This is a genomic window from Psychrobacter sp. DAB_AL43B (genome assembly GCF_900168255.1).
Taxonomy (GTDB): domain Bacteria; phylum Pseudomonadota; class Gammaproteobacteria; order Pseudomonadales; family Moraxellaceae; genus Psychrobacter.
This window is the reverse complement of record NZ_LT799838.1, coordinates 243,075-264,126: the sequence shown is the minus strand read 5'-3', so window position 1 is coordinate 264,126 and position 21,052 is coordinate 243,075. Positions and strand designations below refer to the sequence as shown.

General features: G+C 40.0%; 18 protein-coding genes. 11 read left to right on the top strand and 7 right to left on the bottom strand.

The features are described 5' to 3' along the window. Positions 1-230: 230 nt before the first annotated feature. The 9 genes from DABAL43B_RS01185 to DABAL43B_RS01145 all read left to right on the top strand — a co-directional run bounded on the left by DABAL43B_RS01185 (position 231) and on the right by DABAL43B_RS01145 (position 8,718). Entirely contained in the window at positions 231-1,907 is a 1,677-nt protein-coding gene (locus DABAL43B_RS01185) for a hypothetical protein (RefSeq protein WP_079690702.1), read from the top strand. Between the two features lie 431 nt (positions 1,908-2,338). Beyond that, entirely contained in the window at positions 2,339-3,343 is a 1,005-nt protein-coding gene (locus DABAL43B_RS01180) for a lipoate--protein ligase (RefSeq protein WP_079690701.1), read from the top strand. A gap of 220 nt (positions 3,344-3,563) precedes the next feature. Continuing rightward, complete coding sequence (locus DABAL43B_RS14440) at positions 3,564-4,490, top strand: PAAR domain-containing protein (protein ID WP_079690700.1); 927 nt, start codon at positions 3,564-3,566, stop codon at positions 4,488-4,490. Then, the gene (locus tag DABAL43B_RS01170; protein WP_145952478.1) at positions 4,480-4,857 is read left to right on the top strand and encodes a hypothetical protein; all 378 of its coding nucleotides are present in this window, start codon (positions 4,480-4,482) and stop codon (positions 4,855-4,857) included. The genes DABAL43B_RS14440 and DABAL43B_RS01170 overlap by 11 nt, the downstream gene beginning before the upstream one ends. Positions 4,858-5,338: 481 nt before the next feature. Continuing rightward, positions 5,339-5,722, top strand: coding sequence for a hypothetical protein (locus DABAL43B_RS01165; protein WP_079690698.1), 384 nt, complete (start codon positions 5,339-5,341; stop codon positions 5,720-5,722). 74 nt (positions 5,723-5,796) lie between these two features. Continuing rightward, positions 5,797-6,267: a hypothetical protein gene (locus tag DABAL43B_RS01160; RefSeq protein WP_079690697.1), complete on the top strand. Its 471-nt coding sequence runs from the start codon at positions 5,797-5,799 to the stop codon at positions 6,265-6,267. Positions 6,268-6,744: 477 nt separating this feature from the next. Further along, a complete protein-coding gene (locus DABAL43B_RS01155; RefSeq protein ID WP_079690696.1) occupies positions 6,745-7,104 on the top strand; it encodes a hypothetical protein in 360 nt (119 codons plus the stop codon). Between the two features lie 29 nt (positions 7,105-7,133). Beyond that, positions 7,134-7,811 (top strand): hypothetical protein, encoded by a 678-nt coding sequence (locus DABAL43B_RS01150; RefSeq protein WP_145952477.1) that lies wholly within the window; start codon positions 7,134-7,136, stop codon positions 7,809-7,811. A 457-nt stretch (positions 7,812-8,268) separates the two neighbouring features. Further along, positions 8,269-8,718 carry a hypothetical protein gene (locus tag DABAL43B_RS01145; RefSeq protein ID WP_079690694.1) on the top strand — a complete coding sequence of 150 codons (450 nt, stop codon included), beginning with the start codon at positions 8,269-8,271 and terminating at the stop codon, positions 8,716-8,718. Between the two features lie 247 nt (positions 8,719-8,965). Here DABAL43B_RS01145 and DABAL43B_RS01140 read toward each other — a convergent pair whose 3' ends face one another. After that, positions 8,966-9,922 (bottom strand): hypothetical protein, encoded by a 957-nt coding sequence (locus DABAL43B_RS01140; RefSeq protein WP_079690693.1) that lies wholly within the window; start codon positions 9,920-9,922, stop codon positions 8,966-8,968. Between the two features lie 28 nt (positions 9,923-9,950). Further along, positions 9,951-11,156, bottom strand: a complete 1,206-nt coding sequence (locus DABAL43B_RS01135; RefSeq protein ID WP_079690692.1) for a serine hydrolase domain-containing protein — start codon at positions 11,154-11,156, stop codon at positions 9,951-9,953. A gap of 272 nt (positions 11,157-11,428) precedes the next feature. Between DABAL43B_RS01135 and DABAL43B_RS01130 the strand changes: the two genes are divergently transcribed. Then, positions 11,429-11,920 carry a pyridoxamine 5'-phosphate oxidase family protein gene (locus DABAL43B_RS01130; RefSeq protein WP_079690691.1) on the top strand — a complete coding sequence of 164 codons (492 nt, stop codon included), beginning with the start codon at positions 11,429-11,431 and terminating at the stop codon, positions 11,918-11,920. 146 nt (positions 11,921-12,066) lie between these two features. Here DABAL43B_RS01130 and DABAL43B_RS01125 read toward each other — a convergent pair whose 3' ends face one another. Next, positions 12,067-14,202, bottom strand: a complete 2,136-nt coding sequence (locus DABAL43B_RS01125) for an NADPH-dependent 2,4-dienoyl-CoA reductase (protein ID WP_079690690.1) — start codon at positions 14,200-14,202, stop codon at positions 12,067-12,069. Between the two features lie 317 nt (positions 14,203-14,519). On the opposite strand from DABAL43B_RS01125, the gene DABAL43B_RS01120 reads away from it, so the two are divergent. Further along, positions 14,520-16,184 carry an AMP-binding protein gene (locus tag DABAL43B_RS01120; protein WP_079690689.1) on the top strand — a complete coding sequence of 555 codons (1,665 nt, stop codon included), beginning with the start codon at positions 14,520-14,522 and terminating at the stop codon, positions 16,182-16,184. Positions 16,185-16,295: 111 nt separating this feature from the next. Here the strand turns inward: DABAL43B_RS01120 and DABAL43B_RS01115 are convergent, their stop codons facing one another. The 4 genes from DABAL43B_RS01115 to hemA form a co-directional block, all read right to left on the bottom strand. Beyond that, the gene (locus DABAL43B_RS01115) at positions 16,296-16,715 is read right to left on the bottom strand and encodes a DUF6691 family protein (protein ID WP_171996308.1); all 420 of its coding nucleotides are present in this window, start codon (positions 16,713-16,715) and stop codon (positions 16,296-16,298) included. A gap of 91 nt (positions 16,716-16,806) precedes the next feature. Further along, a complete protein-coding gene (locus tag DABAL43B_RS01110; protein ID WP_079690688.1) occupies positions 16,807-17,244 on the bottom strand; it encodes a YeeE/YedE family protein in 438 nt (145 codons plus the stop codon). Positions 17,245-17,437: 193 nt separating this feature from the next. Further along, a complete protein-coding gene (locus DABAL43B_RS01105; RefSeq protein ID WP_079690687.1) occupies positions 17,438-18,574 on the bottom strand; it encodes an aminotransferase class V-fold PLP-dependent enzyme in 1,137 nt (378 codons plus the stop codon). A gap of 535 nt (positions 18,575-19,109) precedes the next feature. Further along, on the bottom strand, positions 19,110-20,525 hold the full coding sequence (gene hemA / locus DABAL43B_RS01100) for a glutamyl-tRNA reductase (protein WP_079690686.1): 1,416 nt from the start codon (positions 20,523-20,525) through the stop codon (positions 19,110-19,112). Positions 20,526-21,052: the final 527 nt, after the last annotated feature.

The window sequence follows — 21,052 nt, the reverse complement described above, 5'->3', positions numbered from 1 at the left end:
CTAAAATCAGAAGTATGAAAAACGCTTTTTAGGAGCTTTTTTTTGGTTTTGAGCTTGTGGGAGCTAATCCTGCCAACCTTGTCTCAAGACGACTACTTTTAACTATATAAGATTTTGGTGAAATGTATGATTAATATTGAACGGTAGATTATGCTATGGCTAACCAGTAGTATTGAAACCAATCAAGAAAATTTAGTAGCTTAAATTAAGTATAGACGAGATATTTGAAAATGAATTTATATAATTTTAAAAAAATAAAAAATATTACCTCTCTTCCTACAAAAGATGAAAGTATCGAGGATTGGCTACTCTTAAAAGGTTTAATCTCTTTTTTAGAAGAGGAATTAGAGGATGACTATATACTGCTATATGCTAGCTCAACACATTCATTTTTACAAACTGCTCTAATACCTAGTATTGAGTACACAAAAGAAGAGATGAAAGACTTACTTAGATGGAGTGGAGGGATAGATTCTTCTTGGTCTTTTAGTTGTTCATATACAGATTGTAATGTTGAAAGCCCAAGCTCAGCTTTTGATAGCAATGTTATTGCTACTGGAGAACCTATTCTTCACTCAAGAAGTTTTGAAGGTATGAAAGGTTATGAAAGTTACTTCGAAATAAACCAAAAAATAGCTCAAGTTTTAGAATTGCATTACATTCATGATAAAAGATCTTGGTGTAAGCTAGACAAAATTGGTGGCTTAGACGAAGTTATCATGACCCTTGAAATTGAACTGAACCCTAAGGATAAGCTAAATGCTGTAGTCATTAAAAAGGAAGCGCTTTCACAATATACGACTGCTACTAATCAATTGCTTTTAAGGATGGTAGATTTCTCGAATTATAATCCCTCAACATTTACTAGCTGGAATGGTGAAAGAAGGACTAAAATAATAAGTACGAAAGTTTCTTTTGGAGAGCAAACAATTATTTTGCCTATAGGTAGTTTTTTTAGAGGTATACAGCTCGTAGATATTTCTATGCCCATGGACAAGTTAGTTAAAATCGTATGGGGTAATGATGAAAAAGAGTATGTAGATTTGATTATTAATGATTTTAAGCATAATAAAATCTGTACACATTCATGTAATCCTAATGAATTAGATAGTTATTTTGAAGATACTGGCAAACCATTTGCTACCAGTCCAGCATTCTTTGATGCTGAGGTTTTAAGAAAGTACAAGTCGGATTCTGAAAAATTCACTGTTAGATCTAGATCTATAGAATGTCGTGGAGCATGGTATTTACGTTCATATGATATAAATGATGCAGGACAAGTTTCTATATACCTATGCGACTTGAGCAAGCTACCTTACCGTGAACAGTTACATTGGAAACAATATAATGTAGAGCCAAAAACTTCTATTTCTAAACGTGCATTTGAAAATGACTTTCTAGGTAAATTCTCTGATGAAGATGATGTCTTAGAAAAGTTAAAGCGATTATTATCGAAAATGAATGACAGTAGTCTCGATTGGTGGAAGCTAAAAACGTCTGAAGGTTTAACTAAGCTTCACTACCCTTACACGGACTCAAAAGATGAATGGGCTGATGAATTATTAAACTTTGACCAAGTTATCGTAGAAGGGTTTGATAAGAAGAGCTTGAAAGCCAAAGCAAATGAGCTGAGCGTCCATGTTGAAAACAAATTTGGTACTCTGAAAATTATTGAAAATATCTTAATCGCCAAAGGGTTCGAAATAGAAGACGCTCATAGCCTAATGTCAGTATTTCATGAAGTTCACAACCTTAGAAATAAGGTTAAAGGGCACGTATCTGGAAGTGAAGCGGAAGATCTTAGAAAAAAAGCTCTCAAAGATCACGGTTCTTATAATAATCACTTTAAACAGTTATTTGAAAAGGTCTTAGAATCGTTAAAAGTTTTATTGGATGAAATCAAATGATGTCTAATAGTAGAGGTAGCATATTTCATAACAAACATTCAAACTACGATAAATGTAAATAAGAAAATAGATCTCACCGCTAGCCCTGATAGTAGCGGTATCCTGACGTAGATGATGGCGCTGCGGACTATGGCTGGAGGTGGTCGCTCGAATGTTGGAACGCCACCAGACAACCTAGTCCGCACGCCATCGACAAGTTAGATACAAGCGGATAGCAGGATTAGCTCCAAAAACTAACCATTCCTCCAAAAAACTATAAATCACCTTCTCCAGAATCTAATCAAAATACTCTGCCCTATCACGATATACAAATCTCCAAAACCATCATCCATACCACGCACCCATTGAATTCCAATCTCGCATCGGCAACAATGACAGTATCTATTGTTAATATTCACTCTAGAAAAACCATCCGAGAAAAAGGACAAACAATGAAACTGCGCATTTTAAAGTCTGCCGTGACCAACCCTTGGTTTAACCTCGCGACCGAGGATTGGATATTCCAAGCGCTCGACCCCGACTCGCACACGCTATTCTTATGGCGCAATAGCGAGACCGTGGTCATTGGACGCTCGCAAAACCCATGGGTAGAATGCAAAATTGATAAGATGGAAGCCGACGATGTGTTTTTGGCGCGGCGACAAAGTGGCGGCGGCGCAGTGTTTCATGACTTGGGCAATACCAACTTTACCTTTTTGTCGCCCAAAGCCGACTACGACCAAGAGGCAAACTTCACTATCATCATTAATGCGCTAAAGAAGTTAGGCATAGACGCAGATTTATCTGGTCGTAATGACATGCAAGTCGGTGATAAGAAAATATCAGGCAGCGCCTTTAAACATGCCGCCGATCGCAGCTTTCATCACGGGACTTTACTGGTGAACGCCAACATGCAAAAGCTGGGCGATTATCTCAACCCGCATCCGCTTAAGCTGAAAGCCAAAGGTATCAAATCCGTCCGCGCTCGCGTCGCTAACTTGGTTGAGTTCAACGATAATATTAATCACGAGACCTTATCCGCTGCAATTATCGAAGCGTTTTGTGAATATTATGGCGACACCGCGCCAGTAGAAGAGTTGGATGAAGCCAGCCTCGCCAAGCAGCCTACATTAAACAAATATTATCAGCAAATGGCTGATTGGGATTGGCGCTTTGGCAAGACGCCTGAATTCACCCATCACATTGAAACGCGCTTTGATTGGGGCATTATTGATTTGCACCTTGATGTGAAGCAAGCAGTGATTAACGAGGTCGTAATTTTCTCTGATGCACTAAATGTTGAATTGATTGATCTGTTAAAAGAGTCGCTGACTGATATTAAATATGATAAGCATGAGATTCAGGCTAGGCTTGATGAGTTAGGTAAAGCGTATCCTGAGTTAGCTGCGCAGGTTGATGATGTTTCTAAGTGGCTGACTAGCGAGATGGAAGGTTAGATTTTTGCTTGTTATTAATACCGAGTAAAGAGTCTCAATTTCTTACTGCCGTCAGTCATTCTAACGCTTTCATGCTTTGCGCAGGCTAATCTCGCGATATGAACCCTGCCTTTAGTTAAACTTAAGTTTGATATTTAACGCTTTAGCCATCTATAATGTGATGTAAATAATAGATCCGCTATAAAAGTCCAAACTTTAAACGTTTAAGCAAGGTAGCACTATGGCAGCCTATATCACCGTTGGCGCAAAGACCTCTCATGGTGGGACGGTCATCTCCGGCTCATCGCACACCACTCATAACGGTATCCCAATCTCGCGCATAGGCGATAAAGTCATTTGTAAAAAATGCAAAAAGGTCACCACCATTCTTAGTGGTGATGCCTCTTTTATCGTCGACGGTGCACCCATCGCACGTGGCGGCGATGTCACCAGCTGCGGCGCGAAGCTAATTGCTAGTCAGCAGTCGTTTTCGGAGTCAGGATTTAATGTAGGCAGTATTGCGCAAGCAGCGCCTTTGGTATTTCCGAAGTCGGAGCCTGATGCTTTGTTTGAAAACAAACTCGCCAGTACGCAAGGTTTATATATAGATTTAAAAGGTAATAAGAATACAGTTTATGATGGTGGCATCGATGGTAGTAAGTTTTCAGTTTTCGGTAAAGACTGTATACAAGCTTTTAATGAGATTAAATCTACTCCGCAAGGGCAACATATAATCTCTGTTATTCAGAACGATAGTAGTGTTTATAGAGTTTCCATCGAAACAGTAAACTCCGGAGGCTTAGGATTAACAACAATAAAAAAAGAGCCTATGATTCTTAATCGGCATGAGTCTTGGAAACTGTGGGAATCGGCTGAAATGATTGATAAAGATATGATTACTGTAAAAATCAACATGAACGTTGATGATCCTTACTTTGTTCGCGCAGATAGTAAAATTACAGATGGTAAGGCTACAGGTGTTTTTAAACCTACTTTAACAAGGGTAATGGCTCATGAATTAGGACATATAAAAAATTATGTAGATACAGGTAAAACCGATTATAAACATAAAGCTATAACCTATGAAAATACAATTATGAGAGAGCTGGATGACAACTCTATTTTAAGACATCCAAGTGCAAGACATGGAGGAGGTTTTGCTAAATAAAATATCAACAATAGTAATACTGCTTTACTTTATAACCGCTTGTAGCTACGAAGTAGAGCAACCTTTTACGTTAGATTATTTGTATCAGGCTGATCCTACAGCGGATGCTCGTGAAGCCTTGGCTAGAGGCGACTTAAGAGTATACGGCGTTTATGGATATTCCATGACAACACCCGGTATAAGACGTGAATGCGTTGATGAAGAAAATATTATTCCAATTGAAGGCACATCAGATACTAGACAATCCTACGAAGAAGCGCAATTCAACACGCTAGCACACTTATATGCTGAGTATTATAATTCTCATGTTGAGTTCTATATGCTATATCAAGGTGATACTTGTATTGATAAATCAAGAGAAGGTTGATATTGATTATGGTATTACACTATCTGATTCTAGTAGTAAACATATACTAAATACTCTGCTGTTGATAATCCAACTGATTTTTTCGATCGAGTGGCCGCAAATGAAGGAGACGTTAAAGGCCTATTATGATTGTCGAGACTAAAGAAAGATTAATATGAATATTAAAATCGCATACATATCAGTATTATTTTTTTCATCAATTATAGTCATAGAAAAGTAATATCGATACATCACGTGCCGCTGATATCAATTTTTCTTGCTTGCTGTAGCTACGCTAGCAGAGACTGCAAAAAATTGATACCAGCAGCATCGTAGCGATTTTAAGGTGTTTTGACTATAGCTTTATAAGCTGTCAGAAGAAAGTGATTTATGCTACTTCGCAGATCACAGGTCAGATAATTGATAAACAAACGAATAAGCCTATAGAGGGAGCAGATGCATTTATTAATATAAAACCTCTGATCACACAGATAAGCCAGCCATGGCTATGCATGCGCTCACTCATGAAGTAGGTCATGCTACCTATCAAGGAGAAATCGAGATATCAAGTAGAGATGCTTATATTGATAGCAAGCTGAAAGGAGAAGGAGGCGCTGCGATTTACAGTGTCATGATCAGAGAAGAGTTACTAGATAATGGTGCCATAGATATTATGAAACCGCATAGTGATCCAAGTGAGCTTAAAACTCTTGTATCAGCATATGAGAAATATGGTGATGATCATGGCGCTTGGCATGAAGCGGGAAAAGTATATGGAAATCGTGAGACATCTACTACAGGTGAAAAATATAACGACTTTTACGGTAACCGTTATGATGAATATGAGAACGAAGGCAATTTGAATGAACTGCTATTGAATTTTTAAAAATATTATTTACTACAGTAAAATACATTTTTACTAATAATAGTGGTTTATTAAAAAAATATAGGTTGACACTTGTGACTAACGATAAAACAAAAAAAATTATTAGAAATATTTTACTATTAAGCACAATAACGATTTATTGCACAACTGCCCACTCATCTATTACTACAAACAATGAAGCCCATATAAATATTGATAGCTTAAATGAAGAAAAACGAATGTTTTTTAGCACAATTGACTATTTTTCAAATAACTACCCCTATTCAACTCATCAAGTTGAAAAATTCTACGGTAATAACTTTAAATTTATTAAGTATGCTAATAATAATTCTTATGAAATTGAAAGTATTAAAAATAAACATCCTTATATAAGAAATATTAAAGTAAAAGGGGATCCTCAAAATAGTAATTTATTAATCATATATCTTAAAGAACCTATCTGCTTCAATAGTTCTGACTATAATAAATTAATCTCTGATTATAAAAAACCTTATAATAATCACTTTCAATCATACTACCGCGTTTTAGATAAAAAAACGATATAGGAAAAGTTTTTCTTACCAATAGGTTAGTGATTGTTGGTATAAAAGATCATATAAGAGACTACAGCTCTTCTTCAAATCAAAGCAATAACTTAAAACCTTTAAAAATAATCAGTGAGTTAGAGAAAGAAAAAAATAGTCGATGTATTACTAATTTGACATTTAATATATTTGATTCGATGAAGCCAAAACGTTACGGTCGTTAGATTAGAAGATAAACAATAGATGATTCTGGTTTTATACCCAACAATACATAGCGCTTGCTTTACAAGGCCAGTAGTTTTCAAGTAGAAGCCGATTGCATACCTGTACCAGAAAGCAAAACCTATGAACAAATGAGTCCGAATCAGCCTGTTCAATAAAGCTTTCTAATGTAGTTTTGACGTACCTAAAAAAATCTGACGTTCTGACCCAGTCTTTATTCATTGTTACAGCATTATCATAACTGTGCTCCTTTATACGTGAGGTTAAGGATAGAGAATGTCAAAATATCTTTATAGTCTTATTGCTCTTTGCTTATGTCTAACAGGCTGTAATGAGGATGCTAAAATTTACCATGCCAAATACCTAGATGATATCTTTCCAAATAGTGACGGACAGCAAACGTTTATTGTAAAATCTACTTTCTGGAATCGCCCTACTTGTGATGAAATAGAACAATGGTCAAAAGAAAATGTCAAACCCGTTGAATACTACAAGGTCAACACTTTTTTAAAATACGATGAGAATATAACTTATAAAAATAGGTATTTAGAATCTGAGTATGATGCTATTGCAATAGATTATATAATATGTCAAATGAATAATGAAGATAAAAAATGTTTTACATGTGATGATTAATTTTCTCCCTGTTATTGAATAGTAGAACTATGATGTCAAAGTCCTTTTGGAGTCTAATTATCCTTTGCTTATTTCTAACAGGCTGTAACGATGATATTGATCACGACCAAAAAAATTCTATATCTCAGAGTAATGACACCACCAAAACGAATAGTGAGCTCTCATCATCAGAAAATTCGACAGTTCAAGGCTTTGAAGACTCTAAAGCCATTTTACGTCGTGTTACTGATAGATGGGAAACTCCTGTAAGCCCTACTAATAAAAAAGAGAGCTATCAATCTTTACTCAATCTTGAAAAAGAGGGCGATATAGAGCTTGAGCAGCAGAACTATGGTACAGCATGGAATAGATATAGTACGGCTTCTCTTCACTACCCTTCGCCTAAAGTCCTAGTGAAAGCTGGTGACGCACAGATGAGTCATATTTTAAATCACTTTGAAACTATATGTGATTGTGATAGGAACAATTTGCCAGAAAACATAAGAAGAAAAAATTTTCAGCTGGACTCTTTAAAACATAGCATTATTAGAGACTATGGTTTAGCACTTGATTTCAACCATTACCCTAAGAAAGACTACAACGATGAACAGAGTCTAAGTAAAGAAGAAGAGCAACAGTTAATTAGCAAAATTGAATGTTTAAATGAGAAACTTGATTTTGAAGGTGATTCAGCAGATGTTTCAATTTTGAAGCCATGTCTTGATTGATCAACCTCAAAAAGAGGTCGATTGCATACCTGTACCAGAAGGTAAAACGTACGAGCAAGTGAGTCCAAATCAGCCCATTAAATAGAATTTCCTAACGCGATTTTAATGTATCAAAAAAAACCACCTCTTTAATTCAGTATTTATTACTTGCGACGGTATTATCCAGTGGTTTGATAGTTTCTGCTTGTTCAGCGAAACCATCAAACACACCTATATTATCAAATCAAAGCACCCCTACTGAGATATACGAACTTGGCATTGCTCAATTCAATCTCGGTAGGTGATATCAGAATCGCTGGAAAAATCAACTATTCCTTTAGAAGTGAGTTTAAAGATTCTTATGATACCTTTGACTTAATATCAGGAAATTAAGATCCAAACGTTACAACCTATAAAATTGCAGGAAATTGGTCGAACTATATAAGCACAACTATTAAAAAGCAATTAAGGATAAAAATTGTTTAACAAACCTAAAAAAGTATTAGTTCCGTTATTTATTGCTCTGTTAACTATAACTGTATTATTATTTCTTAATCATAATATTTATCAGCCCCCAATCCTAGGTAAGTTAAAACTGAGGTATATCTCTAGTCAAAATTACTATTTAATTTATAAAGGTGAAAAAATTGCAGCTAAAGTGACAGCCGTTGATAGTTGGTATATTCAAAAACCTTACGTTTATGGATCAACTACGGATTTTGAAACATCGACAGGCGACGATATTGTGTATTTCTTCATTAATGTGTGTGACGGTAATAGTTTTGAAACAGAGAATTTCATAAAATTTAAAAATTATTTGGATGGCAAACAAATACCAAAAAACAAAAGAAACTGGATGAGTGGTGATAATGCTATAGACGTTAAAAGAGCTGAATACTCCTCAAATATCGACTGTAATGAATACTAAAATAACTTATTTGTATGAAAGTGAAGAAAGTTTTTTCAGGATTATCAAAAAGCAATACAATGGTATTTATTAGCGGCCGACCAAGTCCATCAACAAGCCAGTAATCGCATTGATAGATTGGTCATGGACGATAAAATTGCTGATACAGACATCACTATCTATAGCACCGAAGAAACTGGGCTCACATTAGAGAATGTCGAAAAAATGAGCCAATGATAATGATGAACCAGATACCAACTTAGGTAACCTAACAGTCATATGTTTCGTGATACTCTATCTTAGACTTAATTATTTTTTCGATATGTTTAACGAATACCTTTGTCTCAGGTCTACTATTTTCGTCAATAATCAGCAGACCTCCTATCGAAACATAGCAGACGCCAGGAGACTTAGTAGGTAATAGATTGGTCCACTTAGATGACATATCATCCTCTAGTTTTACAGTTTGCCAATAGTTCGATAAATAATAATCACCTACCTTAGATTTCCACGTACAGACTTCAGACTCAGTGATGACTGACTGAATTACCAATGGCGTTTGAAATAGTGTCTCCTTATGCAGCCCATCAAATGCTCGGATAACGAAAGCAGCAGGATGGTCTGGGAACTCTTCTCTTTCTCTTGACCGTCGCATACTCTGTGCTTGCTGTGTCTGAAAAGATTTAATAGTGCTGATATCAACCTGATCAGCCATTTTAGACTCCATATCACGTATGGGCTTTGAGTACAATGAATCTAAAAGCTCTACATCACTTAACGATATAGACAAAGAGCCAATAATTTTTTCGTTGTCTTCCTCTCGTACACCGCCATACATGCTGACGCCAATGACACAGTTATCAAATATCCATTCACAGTGTTCTACTACGTTGCCGCTATAGTACTGGCTATCGGAGGAGTAGTTTGACCCTGGTCCTAAATACGCTATCAGTTTTTTAATCACCGGTTGTCTATTGAATAATTGTGCTGGGATGTTGATCCATATTGAATCTATCAATCGGTCATCATCTGCTGCACTAAAATGACAGTAAGCAACTTTAAGAGACCAAATTTCAGACAGTTTTATAGTGACTGTTTCAGGCATATAGCTTTCCTCATAAGAACGCGTTACCGTATCTTTTTCAGGAAGCTGAGCTTTTATATCAGATAACTTATCACCCCACCTAAACATCACATCACCGAATAAAAAGCTGTCTTTTTTCATCGCTCTAGTCCTTTCTCATCATAACTGCTCACTCCAAAGCCAACCCATTCAAAATTGTCTTCACCTCAGTCACATATTGACCCAAATCTGGCTCTAAATGAAATCTCTCTACTGGTGTGGGTAAACCTTTCTGCTTGCCCAATCTAACGATTATTGCGTTCTCTTCAGGCAACACTAAAACGCGCTGTCCCAAGTGACCCAGCATGGCATAAAAAGGAATCGGACTATCCATATCCGTCCACACTGAATGTCCATAGACTTGTGCTTGCCCTTCTGCAAATGCCTCCACATTGGGCGTAATTATAAAATCAACGTGCTCTTTACTAAGTAATTGCTTACCTTGCCATTCACCACCGTTTAATAATAGCTGCCCAAATTTGGCAAAATCTAAAGCACTGGCACTCAAGCAACAGTATACTTTCTCGATATTCTCTGAGCCATCAAGTGACCAATAGGCGTCACCTTGCATACCGAGTGGTTGCCAAAACTTCTCTTCCAAATAGCTAGAGATGGTATAGCCATGTGGCTCTAATGCACGCGATAAAGCAATGCCAAGCAATTGCGTGTCGCCTGAAGAGTATTCAAATTGACCACCACACTCTTCGACAAAGTCTCGACTAACCATTTGCTTGACTAAGTCATGTCCGTAGTAGGATTCGGCAGTAGGATTGATAGGAAAGTAATAATCCTCGGTCCAATCATAGCCCGAGGTCATCGCTGAGAAATCTACTAAGGTGCAGTTTTGCGCATATCGATTGTCCGCGTATTCAGGCAGCCATTTAGTGATAGGTTCATCAATACTACCGATATAGCCGTCTTCCACAGCTTTGAGATACAGCATGGTCGTGACCGTTTTTGCCATCGAAAAGCTGTTGGTGTGCGAGTCGGCGCTATAACCTTGCCAATAGTTCTCGTACAGCAGTTTGCCGTCTTTGATAATGGCAAAGGCAACAGTTTCATCGGTGTCCAAGGCTTTTTGCAAGGTAGGTGTGAGTTTGACTTGATCGAAGTTAGCGTCTTTGTCCCATGCGATAGGATCTTTTGCGCGGATGGTGCGATTATCAAAATCGACATAATCATCAATATTGGCGGTATTTTCACCTTTAAGATAAGTGAGCTGTAAGCCGCGAAAGATATAAGCATTGCCGGTAACGACCAAACCAAGACTGATAATAATCAATAGCCCTAATATAGGTAATAATATCCATTTAAATATTATTTTTAAAAATGCCATGTTAAATTCCTTTTTATATGGCGTGATCTTACTGCAACTGACCTTTTAAATTGATGATTTTACGAGTTATTGAAGATGTTAAGTTTTTAACTCTTATTAAGATATAATTGAACTTAAGTTTTCTATTAAATAAAGCTTGATGTAGGGTGAGTTAGCTAAAGCATAACCCATTCTACGCTTACTAGTTTATTATAATCACGCGTTTAGTTTGAGGCTTGAAGTTGAAGTATATTTGGGTAACCCATCCAATAATTTAGACAGGACTTGTAAAAATGAATATAGATTTAAGCCATTGGAATGTAATCAAAAGAGTCTTTGCCAAATCACAAAGATCAAATATGCATGCAAATATTGCAAGTGTTTCTAAAGAGGGAATGCCAAATATTACCCCGATAGGAACTGTTTTTCTAAATGAAGATGGAACAGGATTTCTATTTGATTCTTTCTCTCAAAAGCTGGCAGAAAATTTAAAACAGAACAGCAATGTTTGTATTAGTGCGGTGAATTCAAGCAAAATTTTTTGGTTGTCATCTTTTATAAAGGGACAGTTTGATGATTATCCAGGTGTCAGGTTATATACTAAATTAGGAGAATTAAGACTGGCAACAGATCAGGAGAAATTGCTAGTCAATACTCGAATCCGTTCTCTAAAATGGACAAAGGGTAGTAAGTTAATTTGGTCTGATTTTACTCATGTTAGAGAGTTCAAAGTTGATAATTATCGTTGGATTCAATATCCTAGCATGATGGATAAGTTGACATAGGCTTTGGTATTAACAAAAACTAAAGAGCAAACGTAGGCTAGGTTAGCCTAACCTACATAGAAGCGAAATACGAAAATCCTAACCGAAAAAGCAGCAATATAATCTACCTTGCCGCTTTTACATCTAACCTAAAACTTTAGAAAACCTTAAATACTCGCCGCAACCTCAGCCCCATCACGAATGGCGCGTTTGGCGTCCAACTCAGCAGCAAGCTTTGCGCCGCCAATTAAGTGGTATTGTGCATCAGGTGCATCACCGACGTTTGGCATCAAATCCACGACTGATTCTTGACCAGCACAAACGACGACGCTATCGACACGCAATAGTTGGCTTTGACCTTGATTATTGGTGATCCAAACCCCTTCATTGGTGATTTTATCGTACTGAGCACCCGATACTTGGATGACGCCGTGTGATTTGACATGGGCGCGATGTACCCAGCCAGAGGTTTTATTCAAACCACTACCCAAGCGACCTTTGGTACGCTGCATGAGATAGACTTGGCGGATAGGTTTAATCGCTTCAGGCTTAATCAGACCGCCTTCGCTTTGATAGTCAGTATCGCAGGTTACGCCCCACTCTTCACGCCACTCGTCGATAGACTGGGCTTTTGGACGATAGCTTGGGTCTTTTAGCAACTCGGGGCCTAGCTCATCGAGCGGCTGACCATGTTTGGCGGTCAAATATTCACTAACATCGAAACCAATACCACCAGCACCGATGACGGCAACCGTATCGCCGACGGATTTTTCGCCAGAGAGCAATTCAGCATAGCTCATCACTTGTGGTAAATCAGCACCTTCCAACTTACCTGCTAGGCTTCTTGGCACGACACCGGTTGCGACGATGACGTGATGGAACTTGGCTTTCTCGAGCATCGCTTTATCAACTTTGGTATTAAGCTTAACTTCAACGCCTAAATGCTCAAGCTCATTGATATAGTAGCGGATAGTCTCAAAAAACTCTTCTTTACCAGGGATAACTTTGGCGTAGTTAAACTGTCCACCTAAAATATCTTTGGCTTCAAATAAAGTAACTTTATGACCACGCAAAGCTGCGACATGAGCGGCTGACATACCAGCGACACCGCCACCGATAACCGCGACTTTTTGGGGTTTTTTAGTTTTCTTATAGACCAATTCCGTCTCATAGCAGGCTTGTGGATTGACCAGACAAGTCGAGCGTTTATTCTCAAAGGTATGGTCAAGACAGGCTTGGTTACAAGCGATACAGGTATTAATACGCTCGGCTTCACCATTTTTAGCTTTATTCACCCAATGAGCATCGGCTAAGAACGGACGTGCCATTTGAATCAAATCCGCTTGACCGCTAGCCACAATTTTTTCAGCGGTATCAGGCATGTTGATACGGTTAGCCGCCATCACTGGGATACTAATATGCTTTTTAATCTCAGCGGTAAAGTCCACAAAGGCAGCACGTGGTACGCTAGTGACAATCGTTGGTACACGCGCTTCATGCCAGCCGATGCCGGTATTCATGATGGTCACGCCCGCTTCTTCTAACGCTTTGGCAACGATGATGACCTCGTCCATGACGTTACCGTCTTTGACCAAATCAATCACTGATAAGCGGAACAGGATAATGAAATCTTCACCCGTCGCTTCACGTACGGCTTTGATCACATCAACCGGAAACTTCATACGCGCATGAATGTCACCGCCGTAAATGTCTTGGCGTTTATTCACATGACGAGATAAAAACTGATTGAGCAAATAGCCTTCAGAGCCCATGATTTCGACACCATCATAACCGGCTTGCTTAGCAAGTTTTGCTGAGCGTGCAAAATCCTTAACCGTTTGTTCGATGTTTTTAATGCTCATCTTGCGAGGTTTAAACGGTGAGATTGGCGATTTAATCGGGCTTGATGACACCACAAATGGATGATAGCCGTAACGACCACTATGTAAGATTTGCATAATCATTTTGCTATCGTATTTATGCGCAGCTCGGGTCACCCGTTGGTGATTAAGGACATCCATTTTGCTATTCATGGTGCCGCCAGCAGGTAGCAGCCAACCTTCACGATTCGGCGAGATACCACCCGTAATCATCATCGCCGCGCCACCTTTGGCACGCTCAGCGAAATACGCTGCAAGCTTGCCGTAGTTATAAAAACGGTCTTCAAGACCAGTATGCATCGAACCCATAACCAAACGGTTTTTTAACGTGGTAAAGCCCAAATCTAGCGGCTCAAATAAATGTGGGTAATGTTCGTTGGTGCTAGCAGTCTCAATCGTATTGGCAGTGCGGCTGGCGGTCATGTCATTTTCCTTATGAATGGTTTACGGGAATGCTCTGTAGAAATGGTTATGCTGCGGGATTTAACATTATCGCTATCGTACCACACCGCTATTATCGTCAGCTATGCAGACAAGCGACTGATGAGTGAACACTATGTTCATCCTAACGATTAATAACATCTACTGACGGCATTGCTTTATATTATTTGGTTAAATAAACGCCACAAAATCTGCCCAATTTTTGCTTATGACTGTTTATAATAATCAGTTACTGATACAGTAGTTTCGATAAAATATGGTGTTCACGAATACTAGAATGACGATAAAGGACTATCTTAATGACTGACTTTCACACCGGTCTTGGCAAAAATCCTGCTAACCATCAACCGCTTACCCCTATAGATTTTATCATTCGCAGCGCGCAGGTTTATCCTCATAAGACCGCCATCATCTATGACGACCTAGAGCATAATAATCTGACCCAAACGTGGCAACAGACTTACGATCGTTGTCGGCAACTGGCGGATGGTCTGCGTAAATTGGGCATTGATAAAAATGACACGGTTGCGGTCATGCTGCCAAACACGCCAGCGATGGTCGAGTGTGCCTTTGGGGTGCCCATGTCAGGTGGTGTACTATGCACACTGAATACCCGTCTCGATATCAACGCCCTCACCTTTTGTTTGCAGCACTCAGAAGCGAAAGTATTAATTTTAGACAGCGAATTTGCTGAGCACGCTGAGATTATCAATGAAACCTTTCCCAACTTAATTGTCATTCATGCGACCGATGCCGCCGTCGATATCGAGCGTTTTGGGCAAATGACTTACGACGAACTTATTGCTAGCTCCGACAGTTTAGACAATTGGGAAAAACCATTGGATGAATGGGACGCCATTGCCCTCAATTATACCTCTGGTACGACTGGCAAACCCAAGGGCGTGGTTTACCATCATCGCGGTGCGACGCTCAATGCCATCTCTAACATTTTAGATTGGGACATGCCCAAGCATCCGATGTATCTATGGACGCTACCATTATTTCATTGTAATGGCTGGTGCTTTCCATGGACGATTGCAGAACGCGCAGGCGTCAACGTCTGTTTGCGTCAGATTAATGCAGATTTAATTTTGCAATTGATTGCGAAGTATAAAGTCAGCCATTATTGCTCAGCGCCTGTGGTACACAATATGATTGCCAGCGGCAACCCTGAATATAAAGATGCTATCACCCACGAAGTCAACGGCTGGGTCGCTGGTGCACCACCATCTGAAACAATGCTTGCTGCTATGGAAGAAATGGGCTTTCATATTTCTCACGTCTATGGGCTGACCGAAGTCTATGGACCAGTTACGGTCTGTGCTGAGCAAGAAGAATGGAATGAGCTCGATGTTGCCACCCGCGCCCAGAAAAAGTCACGCCAAGGCGTTACCTCCCATCTTATGACAGGGTTTGATGTGTTTAAGCAAGGAACGACTGAGCCTGTTGCCGCCGACGGCGAAGAGATGGGCGAGCTGGCACTGCGTGGCAATATGGTGATGAAAGGCTATCTAAAAAGTCGTAAAGCAACCGAAGCGGCCTTTGCTGATGGCTGGTTTCGCACCGGTGATTTGGGCGTTAAATATCCTGATGGCTATATTAAAATTATGGATAGGCTCAAAGATATCATCATTTCAGGCGGTGAAAACATCTCCAGTATTGAAGTCGAAAACGTTTTATATAAAATGCCAGAAATTCAAAGCTGTGCTGTCGTTGCCGCACCGCATGATAAATGGGGCGAAGTTCCAGTTGCCTTTATCGAGATTTATGCTGGTAGCACCTTACAGCGCAGCACTGTGATGGAGCATTGTAAGCAACATTTAGCAGGCTTTAAAGTGCCTAAATATATTATCTTTGCTGAAATACCGAAAACCAGTACCGGTAAAGTACAGAAATTCGAGCTACGGCAAGCCGCCAAATCACTGGCCCATGAAACGCCAAAAGTAACGACAAGCGCAAAATAACTCATCAATTAATGTCTCATAACTTCCTGAGTTATTAAGCACAAAAAAGGTCAGACTAACGAACTTAGGCTGACCTTTTTTGTGTACTTAAAACTTTAAACTCACTATTCATCAACCAAGCTTGGGCTCAAGCCATTGATAGACCAACATACCAATGATCATCGCTGGGATAAAAACATACGCCTGCCACTGTCCTGTTCCTAGCAATACAATACCGGGTCCTGGGCAAATACCCACCAAACCCCAACCAATACCAAATAGCATCGCGCCGATAAGAAGTTTTTTGTTGATGGTGGTTTTGCTTGGCATCTCAATTAATGACCCAATCCAGCTAGTCCGTTGGCGCTTAGCCAATTGTACACCCACAATTGCCACCATTAAGCCGCCGCCCATCACCAGTGCAAGTGAAATATCCCAAGCACCAAACACATCTAAAAATCCTTGTACTTTGACAGGATCGGTCATACCCGATATCAGCAGTCCAAAGCCAAAGAGTAAACCTGCCAGCAATCCAATTATATTTTTTAGCATTATTATTTCTCGCACGTCATTTGTTAATCCAAGCTTTTATAAATAGTATCCAACGCTGTCTTAGCACTCTTAGCCATGCGCGACGCCATGGTTAAATCAAGCCCAAAACCTGCCGACCAATATAAACCGTCACAATACCAAAGAACATAAAGGTCACTGTCGCCGCCATCGAGCGTGGCGATAGGCGCGCATTACCGCAGATACCATGCCCACTGGTACAGCCCGAACCTAGGCGCGTACCAAAACCAACGAGCAATCCTGCAGCAATTAACAATGGCAAAGAGGTGCTGATTTCTATATCAGGTAACGGTCTTATCAGACTGTAGAGCACTGGCGAAACAACAAGCCCTAGTATAAATAGTATTTGCCACATCTCTACACTTTTGGGTTTTAACAAGCTTGAGAAAATACCACTAATACCAGCGATACGACCAATACCTAATAGCAGGATAACAGTCGCCACGCCCAGCATCATTCCACCCACTAAGGAAATTGGCGTAAATGCTTGCCAGTCTATTTGTATACTCATAATGTTTACCTAAGCTTATTTTTATCAAAAACCAATTTAAAATTCGTTTTATATAAATACATTATATTATAAAATATAATAAAAAGGTAAAAAAATACTGAACGCCGCGTAACGCAGAAGTTCAGTATCTCTTTATTTGATTGCTGACTGGCTAAATAAAGGTATTGGTTAATAAACGAGTCAGCGGCTCAAATTATTTCGCTAGCACCTCGTCAAGTGCTTTTTCAAAACGCGCTACTGCACCGTCAACGTCAGTCAGTTTATCTAAACCAAATAGACCTAAACGGAAGGTTTTAAAGTTATCAGGCTCACCGACATTTAGTGGTACACCCGCGGCGATTTGCATGCCCGCTTCAGCAAAGGCACTGCCTTTATGCATATCATCACGCTCAGTATAAGACACGACAACGCCTGGCGCTTCGAAACCTTTAGCAGCGACGCTTTCAATACCTTTATCTGCCAGTACTTTACGGATACGGTTTCCGAGTTCCCATTGTGCATCACACAATTTATCAAAGCCGATTTCTTTCGCTTCTAAAATGGTATCGCGGAATTGACGCAAGCTATCGGTTGGCATAGTCGCATGATAAGCATGACCGCCGTTTTCATACGCACGCATAACAGTTAGCCACTGTTTTAAATCGAGACTAAAGCAATTAGATTCAGTACTTTCTACTTTTTTGATGGCAGCGTCGCTGAGCATGACAAGACCTGCACATGGCGTGCTGCTCCAGCCTTTTTGCGGCGCACTGATAAGGACGTCAATGCCCAAGTCTTTCATATCAAGCCATACACAACCTGAGGCGATACAGTCAATGACCAATAAACCGCCAACGCTATGCACTGCTTCGCTCAATGCTTTGATGTAGTCTTCTGTCAAGATAATGCCAGATGAGGTTTCGACGTGTGGCGCATAAACGATGGCAGGTTTTTCTGCTTTAATTTTGGCAACCGCAGTTTCAATATCAACTGGTGCAAATGGTTTTGGCGCTTCGGTATCTTCCGTACGCTCAGCCGTTAATACCGTAGATGACTTGGCAAATTTGCCTTTTTCTAAGATTTGCGTCCAACGATAGCTAAACCAGCCATTACGGATGATGAGGCAGTCTTCATCAATGGTCAATTGGCGGGCGACCGCTTCCATACCATAAGTACCAGACCCTGGGATAATGACCGCGGCTTCAGCGTTATAAACCGTTTTTAGGTTGCTCAATATGTCATTCATCACCTCTTGAAAGGCTTTTGACATGTGATTGAGGGCGCGGTCGGTATAAACTACTGAGTATTCTAATAAACCGTTTGGATCAATATCTTGACGTAATGCAGACATAGGACGTTCCTTGTTTGTTGTTAGATAATTTAATTGTTTTTAAGTATTGGTTACAGCAAAAAATAAACACTGTTTTAGCCAAATACCAATATATATAGTATTAACTGGGTATTAGTATTGAGTATGTATTAAGAGTTTGACGCAGGGTTGACGATATAGCGCTTTATCCTAGTGCTATTGCCGTTGATGGTGGTATCTTTTACGTCGTTGATGTTATTAAATTTTAAGCGAAACCGCATATGATATGCGCACCATTATCGTTGCTACGCGGTGGTAGGCTGATAATAATGGTCGTTGACAATTGATGAGTGGAACAGAGGTTAAGATAACATAAAGGCGCTAGCGCGTTTAATGAATACCGCCAGCATATCCCACTAACCATTATCGATTAACCAATCAATCATCATCGCTTAATATAGTCATAACAGCTTGATATTAGCACTGATAATGCAGCTTGACAACGCATGTTTGCGTTAGGATAACACTTGTATAATTTATGGTTTGTCGATGAGGTTTATCGATAAATAGCAGCCGACTATCGGCGACCACGATGGGCGTCCTGTAGCCCTGATACCACAAAGTCGAGCAATTCATTATCTCCTTCGCGAGCCGCTTTACGCATCAGCTTCGATGGCGCATGGGTCAACGTTTGCGTTAGGCGTCGTGATAGCTCGGTGATGATATCTTCAGGGCTGGTATTATCCTGCTGAAGCTTAGCAATGGACTCATGCAGTAGTTTTTCCACCTGATCCTGAGTACGGGCACGATAGTGCTGAATATCTTTGCCCACTTGGCGCACTTGAAAACGCCGATCCATCTCAACGACCAATTGGCTGACTAATAGCTCGGCATCTACTGCTGCTTGCCGACGTTGTTCGATATTACCCGCAATCACGTGTTGTAGATCATCGACAGAATAGAGATAGACATCATCTATCCGGCTAATCGTCGAGTCAATATCACGTGGTACGGCTAAATCAATCATCAACATCGGCTGATAGCGACGACTTTTTAGCGCCCGTAAGGTCATGGTTTTATCAATTAAGATATCCATACTACCGCTACAGCTGCTCACAATATCCGCTTCTGCCAGTAATTGCGGTAGCTCTTGCAGAGGCCTCACATCCACGCGGCGGTTAGGATTACGTAGCTCAGCCGCTAAGGCTTCTGCACGCTCAGGATTACGGTTACAAATAATAACACGCCCTACCCCAAGCCCAGCGATATGAGTCGCCACCAAGCGATTCATCTCACCGGCAGCAACCACCAATAAAGTCCGACTGGGCAAATCGTCAAATATTTGCGTCACCAGTTTAGCAGCGGCATAGCTGAGCGATACCGCTTGTGCACCGACTTGGGTCTCATTACGCACACGCTTAGCAGCGGCATACACTTGATCGACAATCCATCCAAGCTGATTACTAAGTGCTTTTTGATCGTGCGCAAGATGTACAGAACGCTTGATTTGACCAAGTATCTGCGGCTCACCCAGTATCATAGAGTCAAGCCCTGCAGCGACTCTAAGCCAATGGGTTAAGGCGTGAGTATCACGATGGACATACAAATAAGAGTCAATCTCGCTCAGTGGCAACTGCTTAAAGTCAGCAAGCCACGTTTTTATTTTTAAGATATGAGCGCTGATGGTAGCAGAAGAAAGATTGGCGTTGCTGCTCAGTGTATTTTCTGAACCAACCTCCGTAGTACTCTCTGTAACTTGTGAGGCTGAGTCTTGTAGGATTGAGTTTTGTGCTACAGCGTTTTCTGGTACTAAGTTTTGTGGTACTAGCGCATAAATCTCAGTACGGTTACAGGTGGAGACAATCACGCTACCGTCAGTAAAGCCTTGTAGCTGCTTGAGCGCGATATTCACATCCTCACCCACAAGTGCCAAGCGCTCTCGTAGAGCGACTGGTGCGGTTTTATGATTGACCCCGATGACCACTAATCTCATTATTGATAGACCATAAATATAACGTTTACCTGCCAGCCAAACGCTCTCAGCGCTTTTTTAAAATATTAAAAAGCAGCTTTGAAAACATCGTTTTTTGGAGACATCGTTTTTAGCTTTGTAAGACACCATTTTTAAAAGACAGCTCTTGATAAATGTCTTTGAAAAATAGCCTTTAACAGAAATTCTTCACAGTAACATGCTAAAAAGCGCTCATTATATCATTATTGCCAGCTTTATTTAACACTCGCCTATACAAGGCAGCTATTTGTCTGTATTTGGGCGCACCAGTGACAAATCAACTGCTAGCATCAGTTCAATATAAAAGAGGTACGTTAAAAATAGCGTTATGCTGGGATAAATTTTCCTCGCTTGCTGTGCGCTTCGCACTCCAGAGGCTTCGCAGAATTTATCCCAGCAGCACTATATTCTTTTTAAATTGAATCAACTGCTAGCATCAGCTCAAAATTGAGATGGTTACTTATGTTGTTTATATAGTCAACTTAAAACAAAATAGACCCACCCGAAAT

What these genes read in the sequence shown, in the direction of transcription:
- DABAL43B_RS01185 (WP_079690702.1), top strand. Translation starts at nt 231, where the DNA reads ATGAATTTATATAATTTTAAAAAAATAAAAAATATTACCTCTCTTCCT.
- DABAL43B_RS01180 (WP_079690701.1), top strand. Translation starts at nt 2,339, where the DNA reads ATGAAACTGCGCATTTTAAAGTCTGCCGTGACCAACCCTTGGTTTAAC.
- DABAL43B_RS14440 (WP_079690700.1), top strand. Translation starts at nt 3,564, where the DNA reads ATGGCAGCCTATATCACCGTTGGCGCAAAGACCTCTCATGGTGGGACG.
- DABAL43B_RS01165 (WP_079690698.1), top strand. Translation starts at nt 5,339, where the DNA reads ATGGCTATGCATGCGCTCACTCATGAAGTAGGTCATGCTACCTATCAA.
- DABAL43B_RS01155 (WP_079690696.1), top strand. Translation starts at nt 6,745, where the DNA reads ATGTCAAAATATCTTTATAGTCTTATTGCTCTTTGCTTATGTCTAACA.
- DABAL43B_RS01150 (WP_145952477.1), top strand. Translation starts at nt 7,134, where the DNA reads ATGATGTCAAAGTCCTTTTGGAGTCTAATTATCCTTTGCTTATTTCTA.
- DABAL43B_RS01140 (WP_079690693.1), bottom strand. Translation starts at nt 9,922, where the DNA reads ATGAAAAAAGACAGCTTTTTATTCGGTGATGTGATGTTTAGGTGGGGT.
- DABAL43B_RS01135 (WP_079690692.1), bottom strand. Translation starts at nt 11,156, where the DNA reads ATGGCATTTTTAAAAATAATATTTAAATGGATATTATTACCTATATTA.
- DABAL43B_RS01130 (WP_079690691.1), top strand. Translation starts at nt 11,429, where the DNA reads ATGAATATAGATTTAAGCCATTGGAATGTAATCAAAAGAGTCTTTGCC.
- DABAL43B_RS01125 (WP_079690690.1), bottom strand. Translation starts at nt 14,202, where the DNA reads ATGACCGCCAGCCGCACTGCCAATACGATTGAGACTGCTAGCACCAAC.
- DABAL43B_RS01120 (WP_079690689.1), top strand. Translation starts at nt 14,520, where the DNA reads ATGACTGACTTTCACACCGGTCTTGGCAAAAATCCTGCTAACCATCAA.
- DABAL43B_RS01115 (WP_171996308.1), bottom strand. Translation starts at nt 16,715, where the DNA reads ATGCTAAAAAATATAATTGGATTGCTGGCAGGTTTACTCTTTGGCTTT.
- DABAL43B_RS01110 (WP_079690688.1), bottom strand. Translation starts at nt 17,244, where the DNA reads ATGAGTATACAAATAGACTGGCAAGCATTTACGCCAATTTCCTTAGTG.
- DABAL43B_RS01105 (WP_079690687.1), bottom strand. Translation starts at nt 18,574, where the DNA reads ATGTCTGCATTACGTCAAGATATTGATCCAAACGGTTTATTAGAATAC.
- hemA (WP_079690686.1), bottom strand. Translation starts at nt 20,525, where the DNA reads ATGAGATTAGTGGTCATCGGGGTCAATCATAAAACCGCACCAGTCGCT.